This window comes from Acidicapsa acidisoli, assembly GCF_025685625.1.
In the GTDB taxonomy this organism is placed as follows: domain Bacteria; phylum Acidobacteriota; class Terriglobia; order Terriglobales; family Acidobacteriaceae; genus Acidicapsa; species Acidicapsa acidisoli.
Map to the genome: position 1 here is coordinate 772,959 of NZ_JAGSYI010000002.1, position 20,320 is coordinate 793,278.

The 20,320-nt window shown below is 57.4% G+C and carries 10 protein-coding genes; 8 read left to right on the forward strand and 2 right to left on the reverse strand.

Annotation, left to right across the window (positions count from 1 at the left end; all coding sequences use genetic code 11):
- Window position 1 precedes the first annotated feature (1 nt).
- The 7 genes from OHL23_RS13255 (at window position 2) to OHL23_RS13285 (ending at window position 10,316) form a co-directional block, all read left to right on the forward strand.
- Window positions 2–958 (forward strand): proline racemase family protein, encoded by a 957-nt coding sequence (locus OHL23_RS13255; protein ID WP_263352360.1) that lies wholly within the window; start codon window positions 2–4, stop codon window positions 956–958.
- Complete coding sequence (locus OHL23_RS13260; protein WP_263352361.1) at window positions 955–2,094, forward strand: NAD(P)/FAD-dependent oxidoreductase; 1,140 nt, start codon at window positions 955–957, stop codon at window positions 2,092–2,094. The genes OHL23_RS13255 and OHL23_RS13260 overlap by 4 nt, the downstream gene beginning before the upstream one ends.
- Before the next feature lie 12 nt (window positions 2,095–2,106).
- Window positions 2,107–3,027, forward strand: a complete 921-nt coding sequence (locus OHL23_RS13265; RefSeq protein WP_263352362.1) for a dihydrodipicolinate synthase family protein — start codon at window positions 2,107–2,109, stop codon at window positions 3,025–3,027.
- 47 nt (window positions 3,028–3,074) lie between these two features.
- Window positions 3,075–4,529, forward strand: a complete 1,455-nt coding sequence (locus OHL23_RS13270; RefSeq protein WP_263352363.1) for an ATP-binding protein — start codon at window positions 3,075–3,077, stop codon at window positions 4,527–4,529.
- Window positions 4,526–5,224: a response regulator transcription factor gene (locus tag OHL23_RS13275; RefSeq protein ID WP_263352364.1), complete on the forward strand. Its 699-nt coding sequence runs from the start codon at window positions 4,526–4,528 to the stop codon at window positions 5,222–5,224. The genes OHL23_RS13270 and OHL23_RS13275 overlap by 4 nt, the downstream gene beginning before the upstream one ends.
- Before the next feature lie 97 nt (window positions 5,225–5,321).
- Window positions 5,322–5,819 (forward strand): heme-degrading domain-containing protein, encoded by a 498-nt coding sequence (locus OHL23_RS13280; RefSeq protein WP_263352365.1) that lies wholly within the window; start codon window positions 5,322–5,324, stop codon window positions 5,817–5,819.
- A 363-nt stretch (window positions 5,820–6,182) separates the two neighbouring features.
- Complete coding sequence (locus OHL23_RS13285) at window positions 6,183–10,316, forward strand: protein kinase domain-containing protein (protein ID WP_263352366.1); 4,134 nt, start codon at window positions 6,183–6,185, stop codon at window positions 10,314–10,316.
- A 139-nt stretch (window positions 10,317–10,455) separates the two neighbouring features.
- Here OHL23_RS13285 and OHL23_RS13290 read toward each other — a convergent pair whose 3' ends face one another.
- Window positions 10,456–11,733, reverse strand: a complete 1,278-nt coding sequence (locus tag OHL23_RS13290; RefSeq protein WP_263352367.1) for a hypothetical protein — start codon at window positions 11,731–11,733, stop codon at window positions 10,456–10,458.
- Window positions 11,734–11,849: 116 nt separating this feature from the next.
- The gene (locus OHL23_RS13295; RefSeq protein ID WP_263352368.1) at window positions 11,850–19,157 is read right to left on the reverse strand and encodes an Ig-like domain repeat protein; all 7,308 of its coding nucleotides are present in this window, start codon (window positions 19,155–19,157) and stop codon (window positions 11,850–11,852) included.
- Window positions 19,158–19,832: 675 nt separating this feature from the next.
- Between OHL23_RS13295 and OHL23_RS13300 the strand changes: the two genes are divergently transcribed.
- Window positions 19,833–20,222, forward strand: coding sequence for a DUF4280 domain-containing protein (locus OHL23_RS13300; protein ID WP_263352369.1), 390 nt, complete (start codon window positions 19,833–19,835; stop codon window positions 20,220–20,222).
- The last annotated feature ends 98 nt before the right edge of the window (window positions 20,223–20,320 follow it).

Below are 20,320 nucleotides of genomic sequence, written 5' to 3' on the forward strand. Positions count from 1 at the left end.
GGTGAAGCTTATCCGCGATATACGCCGAATTTCGTTTCTCGATTCGCATACCGAGGGCGAGCCAACGAGGCTTGTGCTTGCAGGAGGCCCCGATCTTGGCGCGGGCCCGATTGCTGCGCGGCTGGAGCGGTTTCGGCGGGAACAGGATGAGTTTCGCTCGATGGTAGTCAATGAGCCGCGCGGTTCGGATGTGATTGTAGGTGCGCTGCTTTGCGAGCCAGTCGATGCGAGCTGCGCGGCTGGAGTGATCTACTTCAACAACGTGGGATATCTGGGCATGTGTGGCCATGGCACGATCGGATTGGTCGGTTCGCTGGCTTATCTGGGGCGAATTTCGGCTGGAGTGCACCGCATTGAGACGCCGGTGGGTGTGGTGTCGGCGACTCTGCACCCTGGCGGCAAGGTCACGGTGGGGAATGTTCCGGCGTATCGATTCCTGCGCGGTGTTTCGGTTGAGGTTCCGGGACATGGGAGGGTGACGGGCGATGTTGCGTGGGGTGGAAACTGGTTCTTTCTGGTGGAAGACCACGGCAAGGAGTTATCGCTCCGATATGCCGAGGAATTGACAGAATTCGCGTGGAGTATTCGGCAGGTTCTGGCTGCTGCGGGGGTGACTGGGGCGGACGGCGCCGAGGTCGATCACGTGGAGTTGTTCAGCCATTGGGATAGTGGCGATGCCGACAGCACGAATTTCGTTCTGTGCCCCGGCAAGACTTACGACCGCTCGCCCTGCGGGACGGGTACTAGCGCGAAGCTGGCTTGCCTTTACGCAGACGGGAAGCTTGCGCCGGGCGAGGTTTGGAGGCAGCGCGGTATTCTTGGCGGGGTCTTTGAGGGAAGCTTCCGAGTGCAGGGTGATGCAATCCTGCCGAGCATTACCGGTTCGGCTTATGTGACGGCAGAGGGCTCGCTGCTGGTTGACCCTGAAGATCCATTTCGCGTGGGGATTGGCAAGTGAGGACGAGTTACGACGCGGTTGTCATCGGCGCGGGTATCGTCGGCGCAGCGTGCGCGATGGAGTTTGCGATTGAGGGCATGAGTGTCGCCGTGGTTGAGCGAGATGTTGTTGCCGGGGGTGCTACGGGCGCGGCGATGGGGCATGTTGTGGTAATGGACGATTCGCCGGCGCAATTTGCGCTCACACACTACTCGCAATCTCTCTGGCATGAGCTTGCTCCGGAACTGCCACTGGACGTCGAATACTATCGGCCGGGAACAATCTGGGTAGCGGCTGACGAGGAAGAGTGGGCTGAGGTTTGCCGGAAGCGGGAGTTCTATTCGGCGCATGGCGTTGCAGCGGAGTTGCTTGATGCAAAGCTCCTCGCCGCGGCTGAGCCAAATCTGCGGCGCTCCTTCCTGGGTGGCCTTCTTATGCCTGCTGACGCAGTTCTGAATCCGTCGCGTGGGGCAGCTTATCTTCTGGACAAAGCAAAACAGCAGCGGGCTGGAGTGGATGTTTTTCTCGGTCAGACGGTAATTTCGGCTGGGGATGGCGTTGTGTCATTACGGGACGGAACCCGGATTCATTCGCCGGTCATTGTCAACGCGACTGGCGCGGTTGCGCCTGAGCTGATGCCGGGGATTGCGGTGCGAAAACGCAAGGGCCATCTGATGATTACCGATCCTTGTCCGGGGTTTGCCAATCATCAGTTGGTGGAGCTGGGCTACCTGAAGAGTGCGCATACTTCCGAGATGGATTCGGTTGCTTTCAATGTGCAGCCACGCAGGAACGGACAGTTGCTGATTGGGTCGTCACGGCAGTTTGATTCGGAGGACCCAGCTGTTGAGCAGCACATGCTGGATGCGATCATGGACCGGGCACGGCTGTATATGCCGGAGATTGGTTCGCTGAAGGTGTTGCGGGCGTGGACGGGTTTTCGCGCGGCAACGCCGGACAAGCTGCCGCTGATTGGACCAAGCGAAGATCCGACGGTGCTTCTCGCCACTGGACATGAGGGTTTGGGCATCACGACATCGCTGGCGACTGCGCGGTTGCTTGTCGATTTTATTGCGGGAAGACGGACCTCGACCCCGATTGACCCTTATCTGCCGAGCCGGATGACGAAAGACTCTTCCAGTGTGGGAAATGATTAAAGGAGAGACACGATGAAATGGCAAGGCGTATTGCCCGCGATGACGACCTGCTTTGATGAAGAGCTGAAGGTCGATCACGCCTTCATGACGAGACATGCAAGTTGGATGCTAGACAGCGGCTGCACGGGAATTGTTTCGCTAGGTTCTCTGGGCGAAGCGGCGACGCTCAACTTTGATGAGAAGATCGCGATCCTGAAGAACATGGTCGCCACCGCGAACGGACGCGCGCCGATCGTCGCGGCGATTTCCGCGCTGTCGACTGTGGAAGCGGTATCGCTGGCAAAGGCTGCGGCGGATTGCGGATGCGAGGGACTGATGGTGCTGCCGCCTTATGTCTACCTCGGAGACTGGCGGGAGATGAAGGCGCATGTGGCCGCAATCTTTGAAGCCACGCCGCTCTCGTGCATGCTCTATAACAATCCTGTCGCTTACGGAACGGATTTTCTTCCTGAGCAGATTCACGAGCTGGCGTCTGAACACCCTAACATGCAGGCCGTGAAGGAATCGAGCACGGATGTGCGGCGTATTGCGGCGATTCGCGCGATTGAGGATGGACGTTTGCAGATTCTGGTCGGCGTGGATGACCTGATCGTCGAAGGGATCGCTGCCGGCGCGACGGGATGGATTGCGGGACTTGTAAATGCTCTGCCTGTCGAGTCTGTCGCGCTCTTTGATCTTGCTACTCAGGGACGCGCCAGGGAATGCACTGGGGAAGCCTTTGAACTTTACCGATGGTTTCTGCCGTTGTTGCGTATGGACACGGTGCCGAAGTTCATCCAGTTGATCAAGCTGGTTCAACAGGAGGTGGGTGAAGGGAGCGCGCGTGTTCGACCACCACGTCTTGAACTAACAGGGAGCGAGTTGAATGCCGCGTGTGCAGTGATTCGTGCAGCGATTGAGAACCGGCCAAGCCTTATGGCCAAGGTTGAATAGAATTACGCAATTTTTATGGACGTATCGGTAGCCTGAATGGATAAGCCATGGTTTCCGCACTCGCAGTAAAGCGGCTATTACGAATCCTGGCGTCTACGTGTATGATCGCGGCGATCACGTGGATCGCCTATATCCTGCATGCGAAGGCCTTCATTGCGGGATTCCTATACCTCCTTCTCGTTTTGCCGATTGCATTTCTGTGGGGCTTTGTTGAAGCGACGATCGCATCGATCCTTGCGGTTTCCTGTCTGGATTATTTCTTTACTCAGCCTCTGCTCAACTTTTACATGTCGGACCCGCAGGACCTGTTTGCCCTGGCGGCCTTTGAGACGGTTGTATTGTTCATCAGCCGCCTGGCGGCCCGGTTGCGGAGACAGGCTTTGGAGACAGCGGAGCATCAGGCCAGCGCCGCCCGGCTTTACGCGATGAGCAAGGAGCTGCTTTTTATCGATCGGGGAGAACCGGTCGGCCCGCAGCTCGCACTACTGATTGCCGATGTCTTCGATGCTGCAACCGTAGCAATCTGGAACGCTCAGAGTGCGAAGCTGGATGCGGCGGGAACGCAGGGCATCACGGAAGACGAGATGAGAGCGGCCCATCTGCGCGAAAGCCCGCAGGACGATCACAAATCGGGCAAGCTCCTTCGCCCGCTCTCGCTCAGATCACGAAGGCTCGGGACTCTCTGCCTAGTGAGCGGTCCGAATAACAGGATCGATGGGCGAAGCGCGGACGCGATTGCTTCCCTGGCCGCCATCGCTATGGAGCGGGAGCGCGCGTTTCTGGCAGAGAGCAGCGCCGAGGCGTCACGACAGAGCGAGCAGCTTCGTTCCGCTGTTCTGGACGGGCTGGCGCATGCATTCAAAACACCGCTTGCCACAATTCAGGCAGCTAGCTCCGGTCTTGTCGAAATCGGGAGGTTATCTGCGGTCGAAGAGGAGCTCGTTGCTGCGATTCAAACAGAGACGCAGCATCTCACGGATTTGACGACCCAGGCGTTGCAGACCGCAAGACTGGAAGACAAGCAGCTCAAGGTCAACAAAGAGCGCATACTCGTCGAGACATTCCTCCACACGGACTGGTCACAATTTGCGCACGGGCTGAAGGGTCATCCATTGAAAATTGAAGCACCGGATAAAGGCTGCTCGGTTTGGGCCGACCCCAGGCTGTTGCAGATGGCGCTGTCGCAGTTCCTCGATAACGCGTCTAAATATGCCGAGCCGGCATCGCCGATTCGATTGTGCGCGGCGGTTACGGACTCGGAGACGGTGTTCAGTGTTCATAACCGGGGTTCGTACATCTTTCCGGAAGAAGGGGAAAAGATCTTTCAGCGCTTCTACCGTTCCCCGGACTCGCGTTATCGTGCGCCGGGGACGGGCATCGGTTTGACCGTCGCGAAACAGATCGTGGAAGCTCATCTAGGCCACGTCTGGATGGAAAGCGATGTGCACAGCGGAACTACGTTTTATATGGGTTTGCCACACATTCATCGGGAGGTGCGATGAGCGAGGCTCAGGGCACGGTTCTTGTCGTTGAGGATGATGTTTCGCTGCGCCGTACCTTGCGCACAACGCTTACCGCATTGGGCTTTGATGTGGGCGAAGCGGGTACCGGCGAAGAAGCCCTGATGCGTCTGCGCATGGTGGATTATGAGGTGGTGCTACTGGACCTCAACATGCCGGGCATGGGAGGCATTGAAACCTGCCGCGCTATTCGACGCGCTTACCCGCGCCTGCCGATTCTGATGCTGACAGTGCGAGACAGCGAGGACGATAAAGTGTTGGCGCTCGAGACAGGCGCGGATGACTACATCACCAAGCCTTTTCAGATGCGCGAACTGACGGCACGCATTCGTTCCGCGATTCGCCGCTTTCGTGCGCCGGAGATGAGCACGGAGACGCTGATCGAGGTTGGGCTGATTACGCTCGATCCTGTCCGCCGCAAAGTCACCAAGGGAGATACTGCGGTGCATCTGACGCCGAGGGAGTTCAGTGTGCTGCAGTTGTTGATGGAGAACGCCGGAAAGCCGCTTCCGCATGTCAAGCTGCTGACTGCCGTTTGGGGGGAAGAATGCAGCGAGAATCGCGAGTACTTGCGCGTGCTGATGAGCACTCTGCGCAAGAAACTGGAGACAGATCCGGCGAACCCCGAATATCTGCTGACGGACAGCTACATCGGATACCGCTTCCGGGATAGATGAAAACCTCGCATGGCGGCGCGCATAGCCTCGACGGATCTTTAGATCGATATTGACTCAGGGCGGCTATGATAACTGGGATGCGAGGAGGTTCGGTGGAATGGGGTTGAGCGAGGACTTGGAGCAGGTAGCAATGCAGGAAAATGCGTTGCAGTTGCCGCGACTGGACATGCAGGTGGCATGGGAACTGGGAAGCAGCCTTAGAACTATGGCGAAAGAGCGTGGAATGTCGGTGGTGATCGATGTCCGGCGTTTCGGCCAGCAGTTGTTCTACGTAGCGCTCGAAGGCACGACGCCGGACAATGCGGAATGGGTACGCCGCAAGAGCAATCTGGTGGCGCGTTTGCACCGCTCTTCCTATGCGATTGGCTTGAGCCTGAAGATCAAGAATGAGACGCTGCTCGAAAAGTACGGACTGCCGATTGCAGACTATGTGGCTCATGGAGGTTCGTTCCCGCTCGCCGTCGCCGGAACGGGAGTGGTGGGCAGCGTGACCGTCTCCGGGCTGCCACAGCGCGAAGATCATGAGCTTGTCGTGGAAGCACTCTGCGCCGCATTGAACCGGGATTACTCAGCGTTTCGGCTTCGCGCAGAGTAAGACCTCTTCATTCAGCCGCAACAAGACCTGATATTCGGGGTCATACGCTCCTAGAGTCTCTACCAGTCAGACATTGGCGAAACAAACTCACGAACTTCGCGTCATGCTTCTTATCGGCAGCATTGCATAGCATGCCGTTTCGAGCGCCTTGACGCCGCAGTGGTGACACGGAAGTTGCAATTTGCTCTATTGGCTCCTGCGCCAATGGCGTGGTAACGTGTGGAGGTGTACATTCGTGCACTCTAGGATATTTCTTTTTGTTTGCAGTATCTTTTGACACTGGGTCGATTTGAGACTGATCCGAGGCTGGATCGCGGCTGAACCCAGTGCTTTTATTGCTTTGACGAAAGCCAGGCCGAGACGATGGATGCAACCTCCGCAGGGATGATTGGCAAGTACCAGGTCATAAGGGTGCTCGGACGCGGGGGCATGGGCGAAGTTCTTCTCGCACAGGATGACCTCGGACGCCGAGTCGCAATCAAGAGGCCATTCAAATCTGCGATGGAGGATGGGTTGGCCCGCTTCAAACTGGAAGCGCGAGCGTCGACTCTCAGCCATCCCAACATTCCCGTCGTATACGAAATGGGGATGCAGGATGGATTGCCGTTTATCGCCATGGAGTTTGTCGAAGGGGACCCGCTCGACAAGCTCATCGCGTCGAATAAGCCGCTGGAACTGATCACGAAGCTGAGCATCATTGAGCAGGTCTGCTCGGGTCTCGGCCATGCCCATCAGAAAGGCATCATCCACCGGGATATCAAGCCTGCGAACGTCATTGTGCAGCCGAATGGCGTGGCGAAAATCATTGACTTCGGTATCGCCAAGATTCAAAACCTGGAGCAGACCTCCGGCCTTACGCAGACCAGCCAGATCATCGGTTCGCTCCACTATATTGCGCCAGAGCGATTCAAGGGCGAAGCGATCGACGGCCGCGTGGATATCTTTTCCGCCGGCGTCATGCTGTATCTGCTTCTGACCGGGAATTTGCCCTTCGGCGGCGGCGAGGCCACTGCCTCTTACCGGATCGTGAATGAGGCGCACACCTCGCTGAGTTCCCACATCCGCGATTACCCGCCGGCGCTGGACGGGATTATGGATCAGGCGCTAGCGAAGGATCCGGAAGACCGCTTCCCAACGGCTGAGGACTTTGCGGACGCACTGCACGATGTCATCGAAGATCTGAAAAAGACTCGCGTCTTCCAGTTGGTTGATGATGCCGAGCGGCTCAACATTGAGAGTCGCTTCGCGCCAGCCTTGGAACTGCTCGATGAAGCGTTGAAGCTTGACCCGGCCAACACGCAGGCTCGAAAGCTGCGCCGGTTTGTCCGGGAGCACCAGGAGCGGCAAAGGCGCGCAGAACGCTTGCGGGAGATCATTGCGCGCGCAGAGGAAGCGCTTGCCGCCGAGAACTATCCGGAGGCACTGGCGCTGCTCAAAGAAGCGCAGAAGTTGGACGCGACCTTCCCGGAGCTGGCAGAGAAGATTCAGGTGGTCGAAGAGAAGAAGCGCCGCTACGAGCTGAGCGTTGCCGCGCTGACCGAGGCCGCAGCGGCCAAGGATCGCGGCGATCTTACAGCGGCGCTGCGGATCACCGAGAAGGCAATCCAACAGGATCCTGAGAATACCAAGCTGATCGGAGTGCGCGGCGCGCTGGTCAAGCAACTGGAGACGGAGGCGCTCCAAGGCAAAGTTCTGGCGCTGATCGAATCGGCACGTCGTGAGATTGCGGTGCAGCATTTTCCGGTTGCCGAACAGCTTCTGAAAGAAGCGGAGGGTATCGACCCCTCTCACCCGAAGATTGACGAGTTGCGCAGAGAACTGACCAAGGTCAGGGAGTCGGAAGAACGCCGCCAGCTTCTGGAAGAGATTCACAGGCGAATCAACGAGTTTTTGCGCTCGGACAACTACGAGCAGGCAGCCGACCTGCTCAATCGCGCCATCGACAAGCTGCCGGCGGAGACTTCCCTGCACCGGCTCAAGGTCGAGGTCGATACAGCGGCGCGCAAATTCAACGCCAAGCAAATCGTGGATGGCGCCATTGGTTCCGCCAGGGAACTCTTCCCTACGAATCCCCTCGAGGCGCTCTCTGGTCTGCAAAAGGCGATCGAGCAGATGCCCGGCGAAGAGCGGCTCGTCTCTTACGAACGGACGCTGCGACAGGAGTACGAATCACATCGCGTCGAACAACTGCTGGCGGATACTCTGCGCAAGGCCCGGGATCTGATTTCGGAGCGGGAGTTCGAAAAGGCGATCCTGGTTCTGGAGACGTATCAGCTGGAGTCCGGCAATCAGGCCGATGTGGGCGACCTGCTTACCTTTGCGCGGAACGAACTGGCAGGAAAGCAACGCCGCATGCTGGTGGAGCGGACAACAGCCGAGGTCCGTTCTCTCATTCGAGACGAACGACTGGAGGATGCCATTCGCGTGCTCGAACCTGCGATTCGAGATTCGGGCGACGCAACGCTGACGCGCCTTCTAGAAGAGGTCCGAGAGCAACAGGCCTCCGTTGCGCGCAAGCTCGAAGTATTGCAAAAGCGCGTTACCCTGTTGCGGGAGAACGGCGAGCTTGACGAGGCTGTTCAGGTGCTTCAGGAGCACCTTGCGCTAGCGCCGAAGAGTCCGCGGGTGCAGGAACTGCTGACGGCCGTGACAGCCGAGCGCGATCACAGACAGGTTACGAATCAAGCGATCACGGTTGCGCGACAAGCGACGCAACGCCACGAGTTCCCCGCAGCGCTCGAAGCACTGCAAGCGGTGGTGCATGCGTATGGTGACTCCGCGGAGTTGACGCGGGAGATTCAGCAGGTTGAGGCCGCGCGCGCTGCTTACGCTACGGAGATTGTCGGCAAATCAATCGAGGCAGCGCGGGCGGCCTTGCTCAAGAGCGATGCGGATGGGGCGCTGACGGCATTGAAATCTGCGAGCGCAATGATGGAGTTCGCAGACGCTGCCAAGCAAGCGGACTGGAAACGAATTGCGCAGGCGGCCAAAAAGGCTCTTCAACAGCCGGCCTCGGCTACGTCGGCTGGCGCCGAGTTCATCGGAGCGATCAGCGATGCGCCGGCTGCAAAATCGCGCACTCCTCTCATTCTGGGTGTGGCTGGCGCGTGCGTGGTGCTTGCGGGCGCTGGTGGTTTCTTCTGGTGGAAGAGCCAGCCAGCACCCCAGCCGGTTGGTCCGACTGAGGCGCATATTCGAATCGCGAAAGCTCCTCCCGGCGCACTGGTTTCGATTGACGGGGGCAAGCCGCAGCCTGCCGATGCCAACGGTGAGTTGATGGTCCAAGTGCAACCCGGGTCCCATGTGCTGGACGTTTCCAAGGATGGCTTCGATCCCTTTACCGACAAGATCCAGGTCGGCGCGGGAGAGACGGTGCAGGATTATGTCTCGCTGACCAAACAGCCGGTCGCGGCGAAGGCGGGAACCTTCTCGCCAGCGGGAAACCTGCCGGAGTTCAAAGTCGCGGTCGATGGGAAGAACAGAGGCTTGATGCGCGCAGGCGCGCACCTGATTCTGGAAGAAGGCTCGCATAAGATTCGGTATTCGAACCCGGATGATTCAGACTCCCAGGAACATACGATCCAGATCGCGGCGGGTCAGAATATCGCGGATACCTTCACGCTAAAGCCGCCTGCGCCTCCGAAGCCGGTTCAGAATACCCCACCGGGGGTGTTAGCCGGCAAACTCGCGATTCAGACCGTTCCGGGCGCACAGATCGTTGTCGATGGACAGCACAAAGCGACAGCCGACGGTTCGGGCAATTATCTGTTCGATAGCCTGCCCGCAGGCCAGCATGTGGTGGATATTGCTTCGGACAAGTACCAGCCGGTTCAAGGGCGCCAAGTCAACGTTATCGGCGGCCAGACCCAATCGCTCAACGTTCAACTGACTCCGATACCGCAAGCTCCAACAACGGGTGGACTTGCGATCCAGACGACTGCTGGCGCGACGGTCTCTATCGATGGTCAACGCAAAGGCGCTGCGGATGGCTCGGGCAGGTTTGCGTTGGATGGTCTGCAGCCCGGTCCGCACTCGATTGACATCTCTTTGGACAAGTACCAGGCGATGCAGGAGCGGTTCTCCGTCACAGCAGGACAAACCCAGACCGTCTTTGCCCAGTTGCAGCCGGTACCGCAGGAACAAGCCGTTCAGCCGAAGCCTGTGGATACCAGCGCGGCGGATACACAGGCAATCCAGGAAGCCCTCGAACGGTTTGAGGCGGCATTTGACGGCCGCAGCGTCGCCAAGCTGCAAACGGAATGGCTGGATATAGGCAAGCAGCGTGGCAAGCAGCTCGACGACCTTTTCCATAACTTCGACTATGCGCAGATTACGGAAAAATGCTCGGGAACACCAACAATTTCCGGTGGAAGCGCCGAGTGGAAGTGCAACGAGCTGGTACAGTTCCAAAAGGGCGTTTGGCTGAAGGCACAGCCCAAGACCCTGTATTTTGTGAAGCAGGGTAACCGTTGGGTAATGAAAGATAAGTTGCCGTGATTGGATGCTGAGAAGTTATCGGTAAAGTATGTCCGCCGCAAGGCCCTGAATTCCGTAATCTTATATAAACCATCAAAGGCATAGGAAGCAGCGTGATTCAAAAGAGCACGCTGCTCTACTTTCGCGCCCCAGAGAAGGTCTACCTTGTTTTGAAGCTGTAGGAGATGCCGCCGGAAGGCGAAGGATCCGGGCGCAGACCTACGTTGTTCAATTGCAACAGGACATTTCCGTAGAGAATCAGCTTCATCTTTCGGAACGGCTTCCACTTAAGGCCGCCGCTGAAGTTTGCGGTCGTGTACGTATCCTGAAACGTGTTGACGGTAGTCAGCGTTGCCGAGGTGGTACTGGGAGTTGGCGGCGTGGCGTAATCCAAGGATACTGTTCCTGTGGCAATCGAATTCGCGTTCGCAGACTGAGTGGAAATCACATCACCGGAGATCGTCAGGTGACGGTTGACTCCGTAGTCCGCGCCCCCGACGAATTGAACTCCTCCCGGTAATTGCCGGTTCGGACCAGTGCCACTGGGATTCAGCAGTACCGAGTTGGTGTTCCATTGGTAGGCAATCTTGGCATGAGGGGATACGCGCCACTTGTAGGACGTGAGGGCATAAAGATTCACGCCGTAGGCGCCCGAGCCAAGATAGTTCAGGGCGTCTCCGGTTGGCAGGCGAAGCACGCCGCCGGCTGCGAGCGAGCCACGCCCACCGTCCCCGCCACTCCACAGAACGTGCTTTACATTGATGGCCACATCGCCGATGCCATTTGCGAAGCCAGGAACATAGGTGTTTCCAATTCCGTTGGTGGAGACGATCTGGCCCTGCGTGTTCAGGTTGTAAGCGGTCGCGCTGATCGCTCCCGCGCCGATCGAAACTCGTGCGTAGGGAACAATGACGGTGATGTCTGTGTTCTTTGGTAGCCCATATGTGGCCAAAGCTACGTATTGGTTGTATTTGAAGCTGATGTGCTGCTGCTGTTCGATGTACTGATTCGAGCCGTTTCCAGACGCGAAATATGCGAACGGCACCGATGCCAGGTTGATGCCGTCCAAGTGATTGAAGGTGAACTGCTGAAAGTTGAAGCCGAAGACAAGGTTCCCGCGACCGACGGAGTCCGGACGGTCAACAAGAATTGGGCCGAGATTATCAAACACCTCCGGATTGCCCTTCACGACGAGCACCGCTGTTCCAGGAGCCGAGACGGCAAGCGGCAACTGGCTCAACTGAGCGCCGATGGAACCGTCGATTGCCGCTGCCGTCGCAACGCCCGTCAAGCCCGCATTGCCGACACTTGCGTTGGTGGTGAATGGAATCAAGCAAACCAGTGGGAGTTTCCCGGTGGCGCTGCAGTTGACCTGCGCCTGCGCACTCATGCATCCCGCGCACCAAAGTAAGAGAACCATTAACTTGCTCTTTGTCATCGTCATATCCTCACTCAGTTTGCGATCCTCGACTTTGCCGTTGGACCACGTTAATCCGCTCCAGAACACACTTCAATCCTTACCTAGAGCAGCGAAACTGCGCTGCCAGGCTTTGCTTACTGCTCGATCAACAGCGGAACCACCGCCACGGTTGTTGTATTTCCGTTTTGAGTGCTTTCAATCTGAATGACATAGGAGCCGACCACTCCCACCGTTGAAGACGCGCGGGTGAACCCCCCGCTGCTGCAGCCTACGCCGTGCATTGCGGCGATCGCGAGCAACACCATTCCGAGGTAGCGCAACCAGGTCTTCCGTCGCCTTCTTGCCCCCGGCAACAGACTCAATGCGAACAGTAACGGGACACCCATCGCAGCTGCCGCAAAGACTGTCCGTGAAGTGGCCACCTGTGCTGCGGCCGCCGTGCCCGCCGTGACGGTAAAGCTGTAGGAGTTCGGACTTCCCGAGACCGGAGTAATCGCAGAAGTCTGAATACCTATCTCGGTCATGGGAATGACAGTATAAGTTCCATTGCTGTTGACGATGCTGATGCTGCCGATAGACAGTGACGCGCCGCTTGGCAAGGGCGACGCAAGGTTGAACGTTGCCGTATCTGTACCAACGATGGGTGTGGTCGCCTGAGTCGCCAGGTTAATAACACTCACAGAGACCGCCACTATATGAGTCAGCGTCGGTACCCTTGCATCGCCGATTGTCAGTTGGACCGCGTATGTACCAATCGGAGCCGCAGAGGTAGCGGTTATCACGACTACGCCTGTTGCTGGCGTCGGGGACGGTTGAGGTGCGCAGCTCAAGCCCTGAATCGCGTTGCCGGACGCGTCCGGCGCTACATTGCAGGCGATGACCGCGACCGGATCGCTGAAGCCGTTCAAGGCCGTGGAGGTCAGGTTAATCGCGGTCGGACTGAACGGATCTGTGAGGTTCGTGTTCGCGGTTGTGGACGAGCCCTGTGTGAGGGTGATCTGGCCAGGCGTGATCGAGGACGAGAAGTTCTGCACTGTTTGCGTGATGGGGGAGCTGGTGCTGCCGCCGAAGTTCGCGTCCCCTGCATACGTGGCTGTGACTGCCACGGTACCGCTCACTGTATTCGGGTAGCTGATAGTGCAGGACTCCGTATATGGAGCCGCTCCTCCTGGGGGCAGAGCCGCAGTCGCGATGCAACTGTACGAAGCACCTCCCTGCGTCAGGGAAAAAGTGACTGGGCCGGTCGGAGCAGTCCCCGCAAATGCTGGCGTGACGGTCGCGGTGTAGGTGACGGCCTGCGTAACTACGGTGACCAACGTGGATGAGGCCACGCTGATCGAGGTCGCGGTCTTGTTCACCGTTTGGCTGAAAGGAGTAGTGGAAGAGCTCGTTGTAAAGTTGGCGTCTCCACTATAGGTGGCGGAGATACCGTGCGGGCCGGCTGTTCCAAGAGTGGCTTTGCATGGGGGAACACTTCCGTCAGCGGCTAAAACCGACGTGCAAAGAGTGCCCGAGACCGAATCGGAGAATGTTACGGAACCGGTTGGCAGCGTTAAACCGGCGTCGGTAACGGCAGTGGGGGCAATAACCGCGGTAAAGCTTATCGATTGATTCACCGAGGACGGGCTCGGGGTGGGCGCTGAGACCGTTACAGATGTGCCCGACGCATTCACGGTTTGAGCCACAGGCGCCGCAGTTGACCCGACGAAATTACTATCGCCGCTCGTATAAAGAGCCGTGACCGTGTAGGTGCTTGCTGCCGGGAATGGCGCAGTGCATACGGCTGAAGTGGTCGACCCAACAGTTTTCACGGTTTGCGGTGTGGAGCAGAGGATGATAGTGGTTCCAGCTTGAACGTAACTGAAGGTAACCTTGCCGGTTGGATTAGTCGTCCCGGCGAGCGCTGGTGAGATCGTTGCTGTGAGTGTTACAGGTTGATCCACGGTCGACGTGGAAGGCGAAGCAGTAACGGCTGCGGTGGTGGCAGTCGGATTGACGATCTGGTTCAGTGCGTTGGAGGTTGCCGGCTGGAAATTCGAATTCGAGGGTGCGAATGTAACGACGATTGTGTGAGTCCCGGCAGTTGGGAGGGCGGCGGTGCAGGAGGGCGCGACGCCGCTCGCGAGTGCGAGCGACGAGCAGAGCACGGTCTTGTTGAGGGTGTCGGTGTAAGTGACGGCGCCCTGAGGAATCGCTGAACCAGACGTGGAAGCTGTCACCGTGGCCGAGAAGGTGACCGGCTGATTGACCGTCGAAGGCGCCAGGCCGGAAGTAACTACGACCGAGGTGGCTGCGGCGGTGATCGTCTGCGTGTAGTTGGCGGAGGTGCTTGAACTGAAATTTGTATCAGCGGATGTAAAGGCTGCGGTAATGATATGCGCGCCCGACGAAGTGAAGGCGAAAGAGCAGGTGGGCACGGTAGCCGTCCCCGAGATCGGATTAGAGCATAAGGTAGTTGCCGGAGTTGTGGAGGTATCGGTGAAAACGACCGTTCCCGCCTTGGGCAATACGGAGCCGGGGAATGCCTCACCTAACGTCGCCGTAAATATCACCGTCTGATTGACGGTCGAGGATGCAGGCGATGATATCAGCATGGTTGTGGTGCCCGACGGCTGCACGTTCTGAGTTACCGCAGCCGAGGTGTTACCCGTGAAGTTGGTATCTCCACTGTACACAGCCGTTACACTGCGCATTCCTTCTGTGGCAAAAGGCGCGGAACAGGCGGGAACGGTGCCGTTCGAGGCGATCGTCGAGGTGCAGAGCAAAATGGGTTTGCCGGAAGTGGTGTCAGAGAACGTGACTGTACCCGTCGGCAGCGTCAGACCGCTGTCTGTGACAGACGGCGTGACGACTGCGGTAAAGCTGACGGACTGATTGACGGCAGATGGTGCGGGCGTGAGCGTCGATATAGCTACGGTTGTGCTAGTGCCCGTTACCTTTTGCGTCGCAGTCACTGGAGTTCCCGCAGTGAAATTCAAATCTCCGCTGACATAGGTCGCTGTGACTGTGTAAGTGTTAGCCGCAGTGAATGGAGCGATGCACGTGGCAGAGGTTATTCCGGCTGTCGTCTTCACTGTCTGGGCTGTCGAGCACAGGACTACCGTGGAGCCGCCCTGAACATAGCTGAAGGTTACCTTTCCAGTTGGATTGGTCGCTCCGGAAGGCGTTGGCGTGATCGTAGCCGTTAGAGTCACAAGCTGGTTCACTGTTGAGGTCGAAGGCGAAGTTGTCAGTGCGACTGCCGTCGTACCGGCGTTCACGACCTGATTCAACACACTCGATCTAGCGGACTGGAAATTCAAATTTGAGGGAGTGAAGGCAGCAACGATGGTGTGAGTGCCCGCAGTCGGCAGCGTTGCCGTGCAAGACGGAACATTGCCTGTGCCCGTCAGGGTAACCGTGCACAGAAGAGTGCTTGGTGTGGTGAAAGTATCCGTGTACGTCACCATGCCTTGTGGGAAGGCGGCTCCAGCACTAGCGGACGTGACGACAGAAGAAAAGGTCACGGACTGATTCACGGCCGATGAGGTTGGCAACGAGGTGAGGCTGATGGTGGTGCCAGCAGCAAGAACGGATTGCGCATAGCCAGCGGAGACTGGACTGGAATTGAAATTCGCGTCCGTGGAGTTGAATATGGCCGTGATTATGTGCGTTCCGGCAGACGTGAAGGCATAGCTGCATGTAGGCACTACGCCTCCGGTCACCGTATTGGTGCAGAGCACTGTGGCTGGGGAAGTAGTGGTATCGGTATATACAACTGTTCCTGTCTGGGGTGATGCGGTACCGGTGATGGCAGGTGTGATCGTAGCTGTGAATACTACCGTTCCATTGACACTTGAGGTAGCCGGTGACGAGCTCAGCGTGGTCCTGGTGTTTGTGGGACTGACAATCTGGGTTGCTGTTGCCGCCGACCCGGCCTGGAAGTTCGAATCTCCGCTATAGGTCGCGCTGACAGAAGCTCCAGGCGAAGGAATGGCCTGACTGAATGCGTAGCTGCAGGTGGCAATATATGGACTTGTTGTACTGAGAGAAACCGCTGAACATAGAGTCGTAGAGCCCTGCATGAAGGTAATTGTGCCGCTCGGGGTAACTTTCGGATTTGCGTTGTCTGAAAGTTGAACAGTTGCTGTGAACACCACTGTCTGGTTGACCGAGGAAGTTGGCAGTGAGGAAGCCACCGTCACCTGCGGTAGGGCCTTGTTTACCGTTTGCGCCAGTGTTGGCTGGGTACTTACGGTGTAGCTTGAATCGCCGTTGTAAATGGCGCCGATCACATCGGCGGGAGCCACCAGAGAAGAGGTCGTGCAGCTTGCGGTCCACGAGGAACTCACGAGCTTGATTGTCTGTGGTGGGCAATCCGTGCTTGGCACTTTGTTTATGGTGAAGCTCACCGTTCCTGACGGAAGCACAGGCGTCAAGGTCGCTGCGCTGAGGTTGGCGGTGAATGTCACCGCCTGGTCTACGGTCGGAGCGACGGCGGAGGAGGTCAGTCCGAGAGTCGCAGGCAACGCATTGACTGTCTGACTGAAGCTTACCGCAGTAACGCTGTAGTTGCTGTCACCTGCGTAGGCGACCCCGACCGACTCCGCAGTTGCAGAACCGGCCAGACTGCTGGTGGTGCAGGTCCAGGTGCCTCCACTATTCCTGGCGACAGATGTGCAGCCGGCAATGGCGACGTTATTGACGGTGAAGCTCACTGTCCCGGTAGGCGCGATTGGAGTCAAGGGATTTGAGCCGGCGCTAAGGGTGGCAGTGAACGTGACCGATTGGTCGACGTTGATCGTGCCAGAGGATGATCCGACACTCAAAGAGGCGCTCTCAGGGTTCACCGTTTCGCTCACTGCGTTGGAGGGCGTGTTACCTGGATTCGTGGTGTCACCACTGTAGACGGCGGTGATCGAATCGGTTCCTGTAAGGAAGGACGATGTCGTGCAGCTGGCCACTCCACCTGAATTCAGCGCCGTGGTGGCCGAGCAGTCGGGAATGAGCGTGGCTACGCCGCCGTTATTGGCGCTGTAAAAGCTGACCGTACCTGCGGGACTGCCAACAGGGCTGACGGTAGCCTGAAGAACGAAGGCCTGGTTGACCGCCAGGGTTGTGGGTGGTGTGACAACCAGCGAGACAGTAACGCCTGAGGTTGGCGTCTCTGGCATCACATTTGCGAGTACAGTAACGTCCTTGCCCAGTGTGGCAGATCCGGTATTGCCATTGGCGGTTGCCAAGCTGGCGCGGCTTGAGTTGGTGGAAGTAACAGCGGCGAGCGCTTCAGGGCCTGTGCCGACTGGCATGGCGAAGGAAGCAGCCAGTGTACCGTCTCCTTTTCCGTACAAGACGCTTACGGTGGAGTCCTGAGTATTCGCGACGGCCACGTCCAGTTTGCCATCTCCGTTGAAATCAGCGATGACCATCGAACCCGGCGCGTTGCCGACCGCATATGGGACTGAATTCTGGAAACTGCCGTCGCCTTTGCCTCTGAGGACGGCCACTGTGTTAGCAGAAGAACTGGAGACGAGCAAATCGAGCGTACCCTGTCCGCTCAGATCTTCCAATGCAATGGAAGATGGGTTATTCCCAGCCGGGACGTCTGCTGCCGCCTTGAACTTGCCCGTTTGGCTTCCGAGAAGCACGCTGGCTGTACCGGAGGATTTGCAGGATACGTCGATGCCGCAGCCATTGGCGACAACAATATCAAGGCTCTTATCGTTGTTCAGATCGCCAACGGCAAGCGATACCGGCGAGTAGCCCACGGGATATATAGCGGAATTGCTGAAGCTTCCGCCGCCCTGTCCTAACAGAATCTCAACACTTCCCGCTTCTGTACACTTTGCGCTTCCGCAATCCTCAAGCACGGCGAGGTCCGGCTTGCCGTCATTGTTAAAGTCACCGACGCCGACGGCGATCGGAGCACTGGTTACTGAGGCCGTGAAGGGTTGTTCAAAACTCCCCTCTCCCTTGCCTATCAAAACCGCGACGGTCTTGTCCTGACGGTTGAGCGCAACGATATCCGGGATCTTATCTCCGTTCACATCCACAAGCGCGACTGAAACGGGGCCAAAGCCGACTGGATATGTATCCGAGGGCTGATAACTGCCGTCCTTATTGGCGAGGAAGACAGTAACCGAACCACCCGAACTGCAGGTTGAGTCTGATCCACAATAGTTGGTCACGACGAGGTCCGGCAGTTTATCGCCGTTGAGATCGGCAGATGTCACAGCGCGTGGCTGCATGCCGGAGGGATACGATCGCGCGGCTTTGAAGGTGCCATCGCCGTTGCCAAGCGCAATACTGACCGATTGAGATAACGAGTTGATTACGGCCAGATCCAGGTGGCCGTCCCCATCGAAGTCACCAGATACTGCGGCCAGCGGACTGTTCCCGACCACAAAGTCAACCGAAGTCTTAAATGTTCCGTCACCGTTGCCGCTGAATACGCTGAACGTATTGCTGCCGCTGTTGACCGCAACAAGATCGGGGATTCCGTCACCATCCACATCGGCCGCAATCGTAAAGATGGGGCCGGTGCCAACAGGGTATTTAGCCGGCGACGCAAAGCTCCCATTGCCTTTGCCAAGAAGGACGGAGAGCGTCTTGGCTCCTGGCTCTGTAACTGCGAGATCGAGATTGCCATCGCGGTTGAAGTCCCCCGAGACGATGGACGACAGTGAGCCGGAACCAACAGGCACATCGGCAAGAGCACGAAAACCGCCGCTGCCCGTTCCCAGCAGAATGGTGACAGTTCCATCCGCATTCGCGAGGGCTATGTCAGTATGGTCGTCGTTATTGAAGTCGGCGACTGTGATTGCTGTCGGCGTCTTAATTAAGGACGTGAGAATCGGCTTTTGCAGGTTTCCCTTGCCGTCGTTGAGCAAGACCGCCAACGATCCACCTGTCCTACTGGTTACTACAAGATCCGTCCGACCGTCTCCATTGAAATCTCCGGCGGCAAAAAAGGCCGGATCGAAACCGAGGGCGAGAGTTTGCTTCGGCAGCAATGTCCCAGTGCCGTTACTCGTCAGGATACTGATCGTTCCCTTCGACTCATCCCCGACAACTACCTCCGGCTGTCCGCTGGCGTCGAGATCGGCCACAACAACAGCGCCTGGGTGCGAGCCCGTCGTGTAGTCCACGCCGGAAGCGAACTTGCCATTCCCTGCCCCTAGAAAAACCGTGACCTTGCCAGTGATGGAATCGGTTGTGACCAGGTCAAGCTTGCCGTCCTGATTCAGATCGCCTGTGGCTACGTTCGTCGGCGATCCGGAGAGAGCCAGCGAGGGCGCAATGACGAACGGAACGGGCGCAGTCCCGCTTATCGACGAACCAGCAGTCCCTGACTCGGCGGATTGCGCGGAGATGCCGGTCATCAGACAGGCATTCGAAACCAGCAGAAGCACTATAGCCGAGGCAATACTTCCAGAGAGGCGAAACCACTTTTGAGGATTCATACCGATTCTCCAAGCAACAAAGCTAAAGACCTACATTGAAACGCAACCAGAGTTTGAAAATATTGCCCCGCTCAATTCAGGGCTTGAAATGGACGAAAAGCGTCCCGTTCGCATAAAAAACGAAGGAAGAAGTTAGATGGAAAGCAACCGTGCGAGGTAGCAACCACTCAATTCGCCGACGCAGGTTGCAGGGCGGTGCAGTAACTTTGTTAAAACCGCAACAATCGATATGCCTTTCCTCACAATGTTACCTGGCAGGAAAAATTTATCGTTTCCGAACGGAAGTACCGAAAGTAACACGCCCCTATACCCAAGTCAAAACAAAAAATGAACGTGGTTGGACAGTGGCAAATCGTCTACAGCAATCCGGCTGCGCGCACAGCAGGTGGCCGGTTTCTCTGAATGTCAAAGCGTGAGATCTGAGACTGAGGTCTGAGAGAACGATAAGATAGACAAGGCTTTACTAGATCCATTGGGGGCCTTCCCATGATATCGCTCTTCTTCGTTGGGGACAACATACAAGGACACGAGTGCTCCCACAAGATGAAACGTCTCAGGATCAGTTCTGAGTTATGTTCCAGACAAAGACAAGCTCCGCCTTTCGGCGACTTTGAAGTCTTCTCGTATTGAGAGCTTCTGGCGTACACTCGTTTTTGACCCGAAAGGAGCCCTGCCATGCCGCTTCAGGTGTGTATGGGAGCGATGATGCAGTGTACCTTTGGCGCTGCGCCAAGTTCACTGGTTGTTCTGCCCACGAACAAGGTGCTTACCGGCGAGGTGCCGGATGCCAACATCATGGACCACATCCCCATGACCAACATCATGCCGTTTGGCATGTGCATGTCTCCCTCCAACCCAGTGGTCGCAGCGGCCACCGCAGCAGCTCTGGGAGTTCTCACGCCAATGCCATGTATTCCCAACACGCCGGCGCCCTGGGTCCCAGGCGCGGCAACTGTCATGCTTGCTAACTTCCCTACCCTCGATAATGTCTCCCAACTCATGTGCATCTGGGGCGGCGTGATTACGTTCAGCGACGCAGGAGAAGAGACAGTCATGGTACCTTGAGGTGCCGTGCATCTTCTTCGACTTTGCTCTGTGGAATTTCGGCCACCAATGCGCATCCGAAGGATTTTCATCGATTTTCTGCGCGAAATGGTTTAACT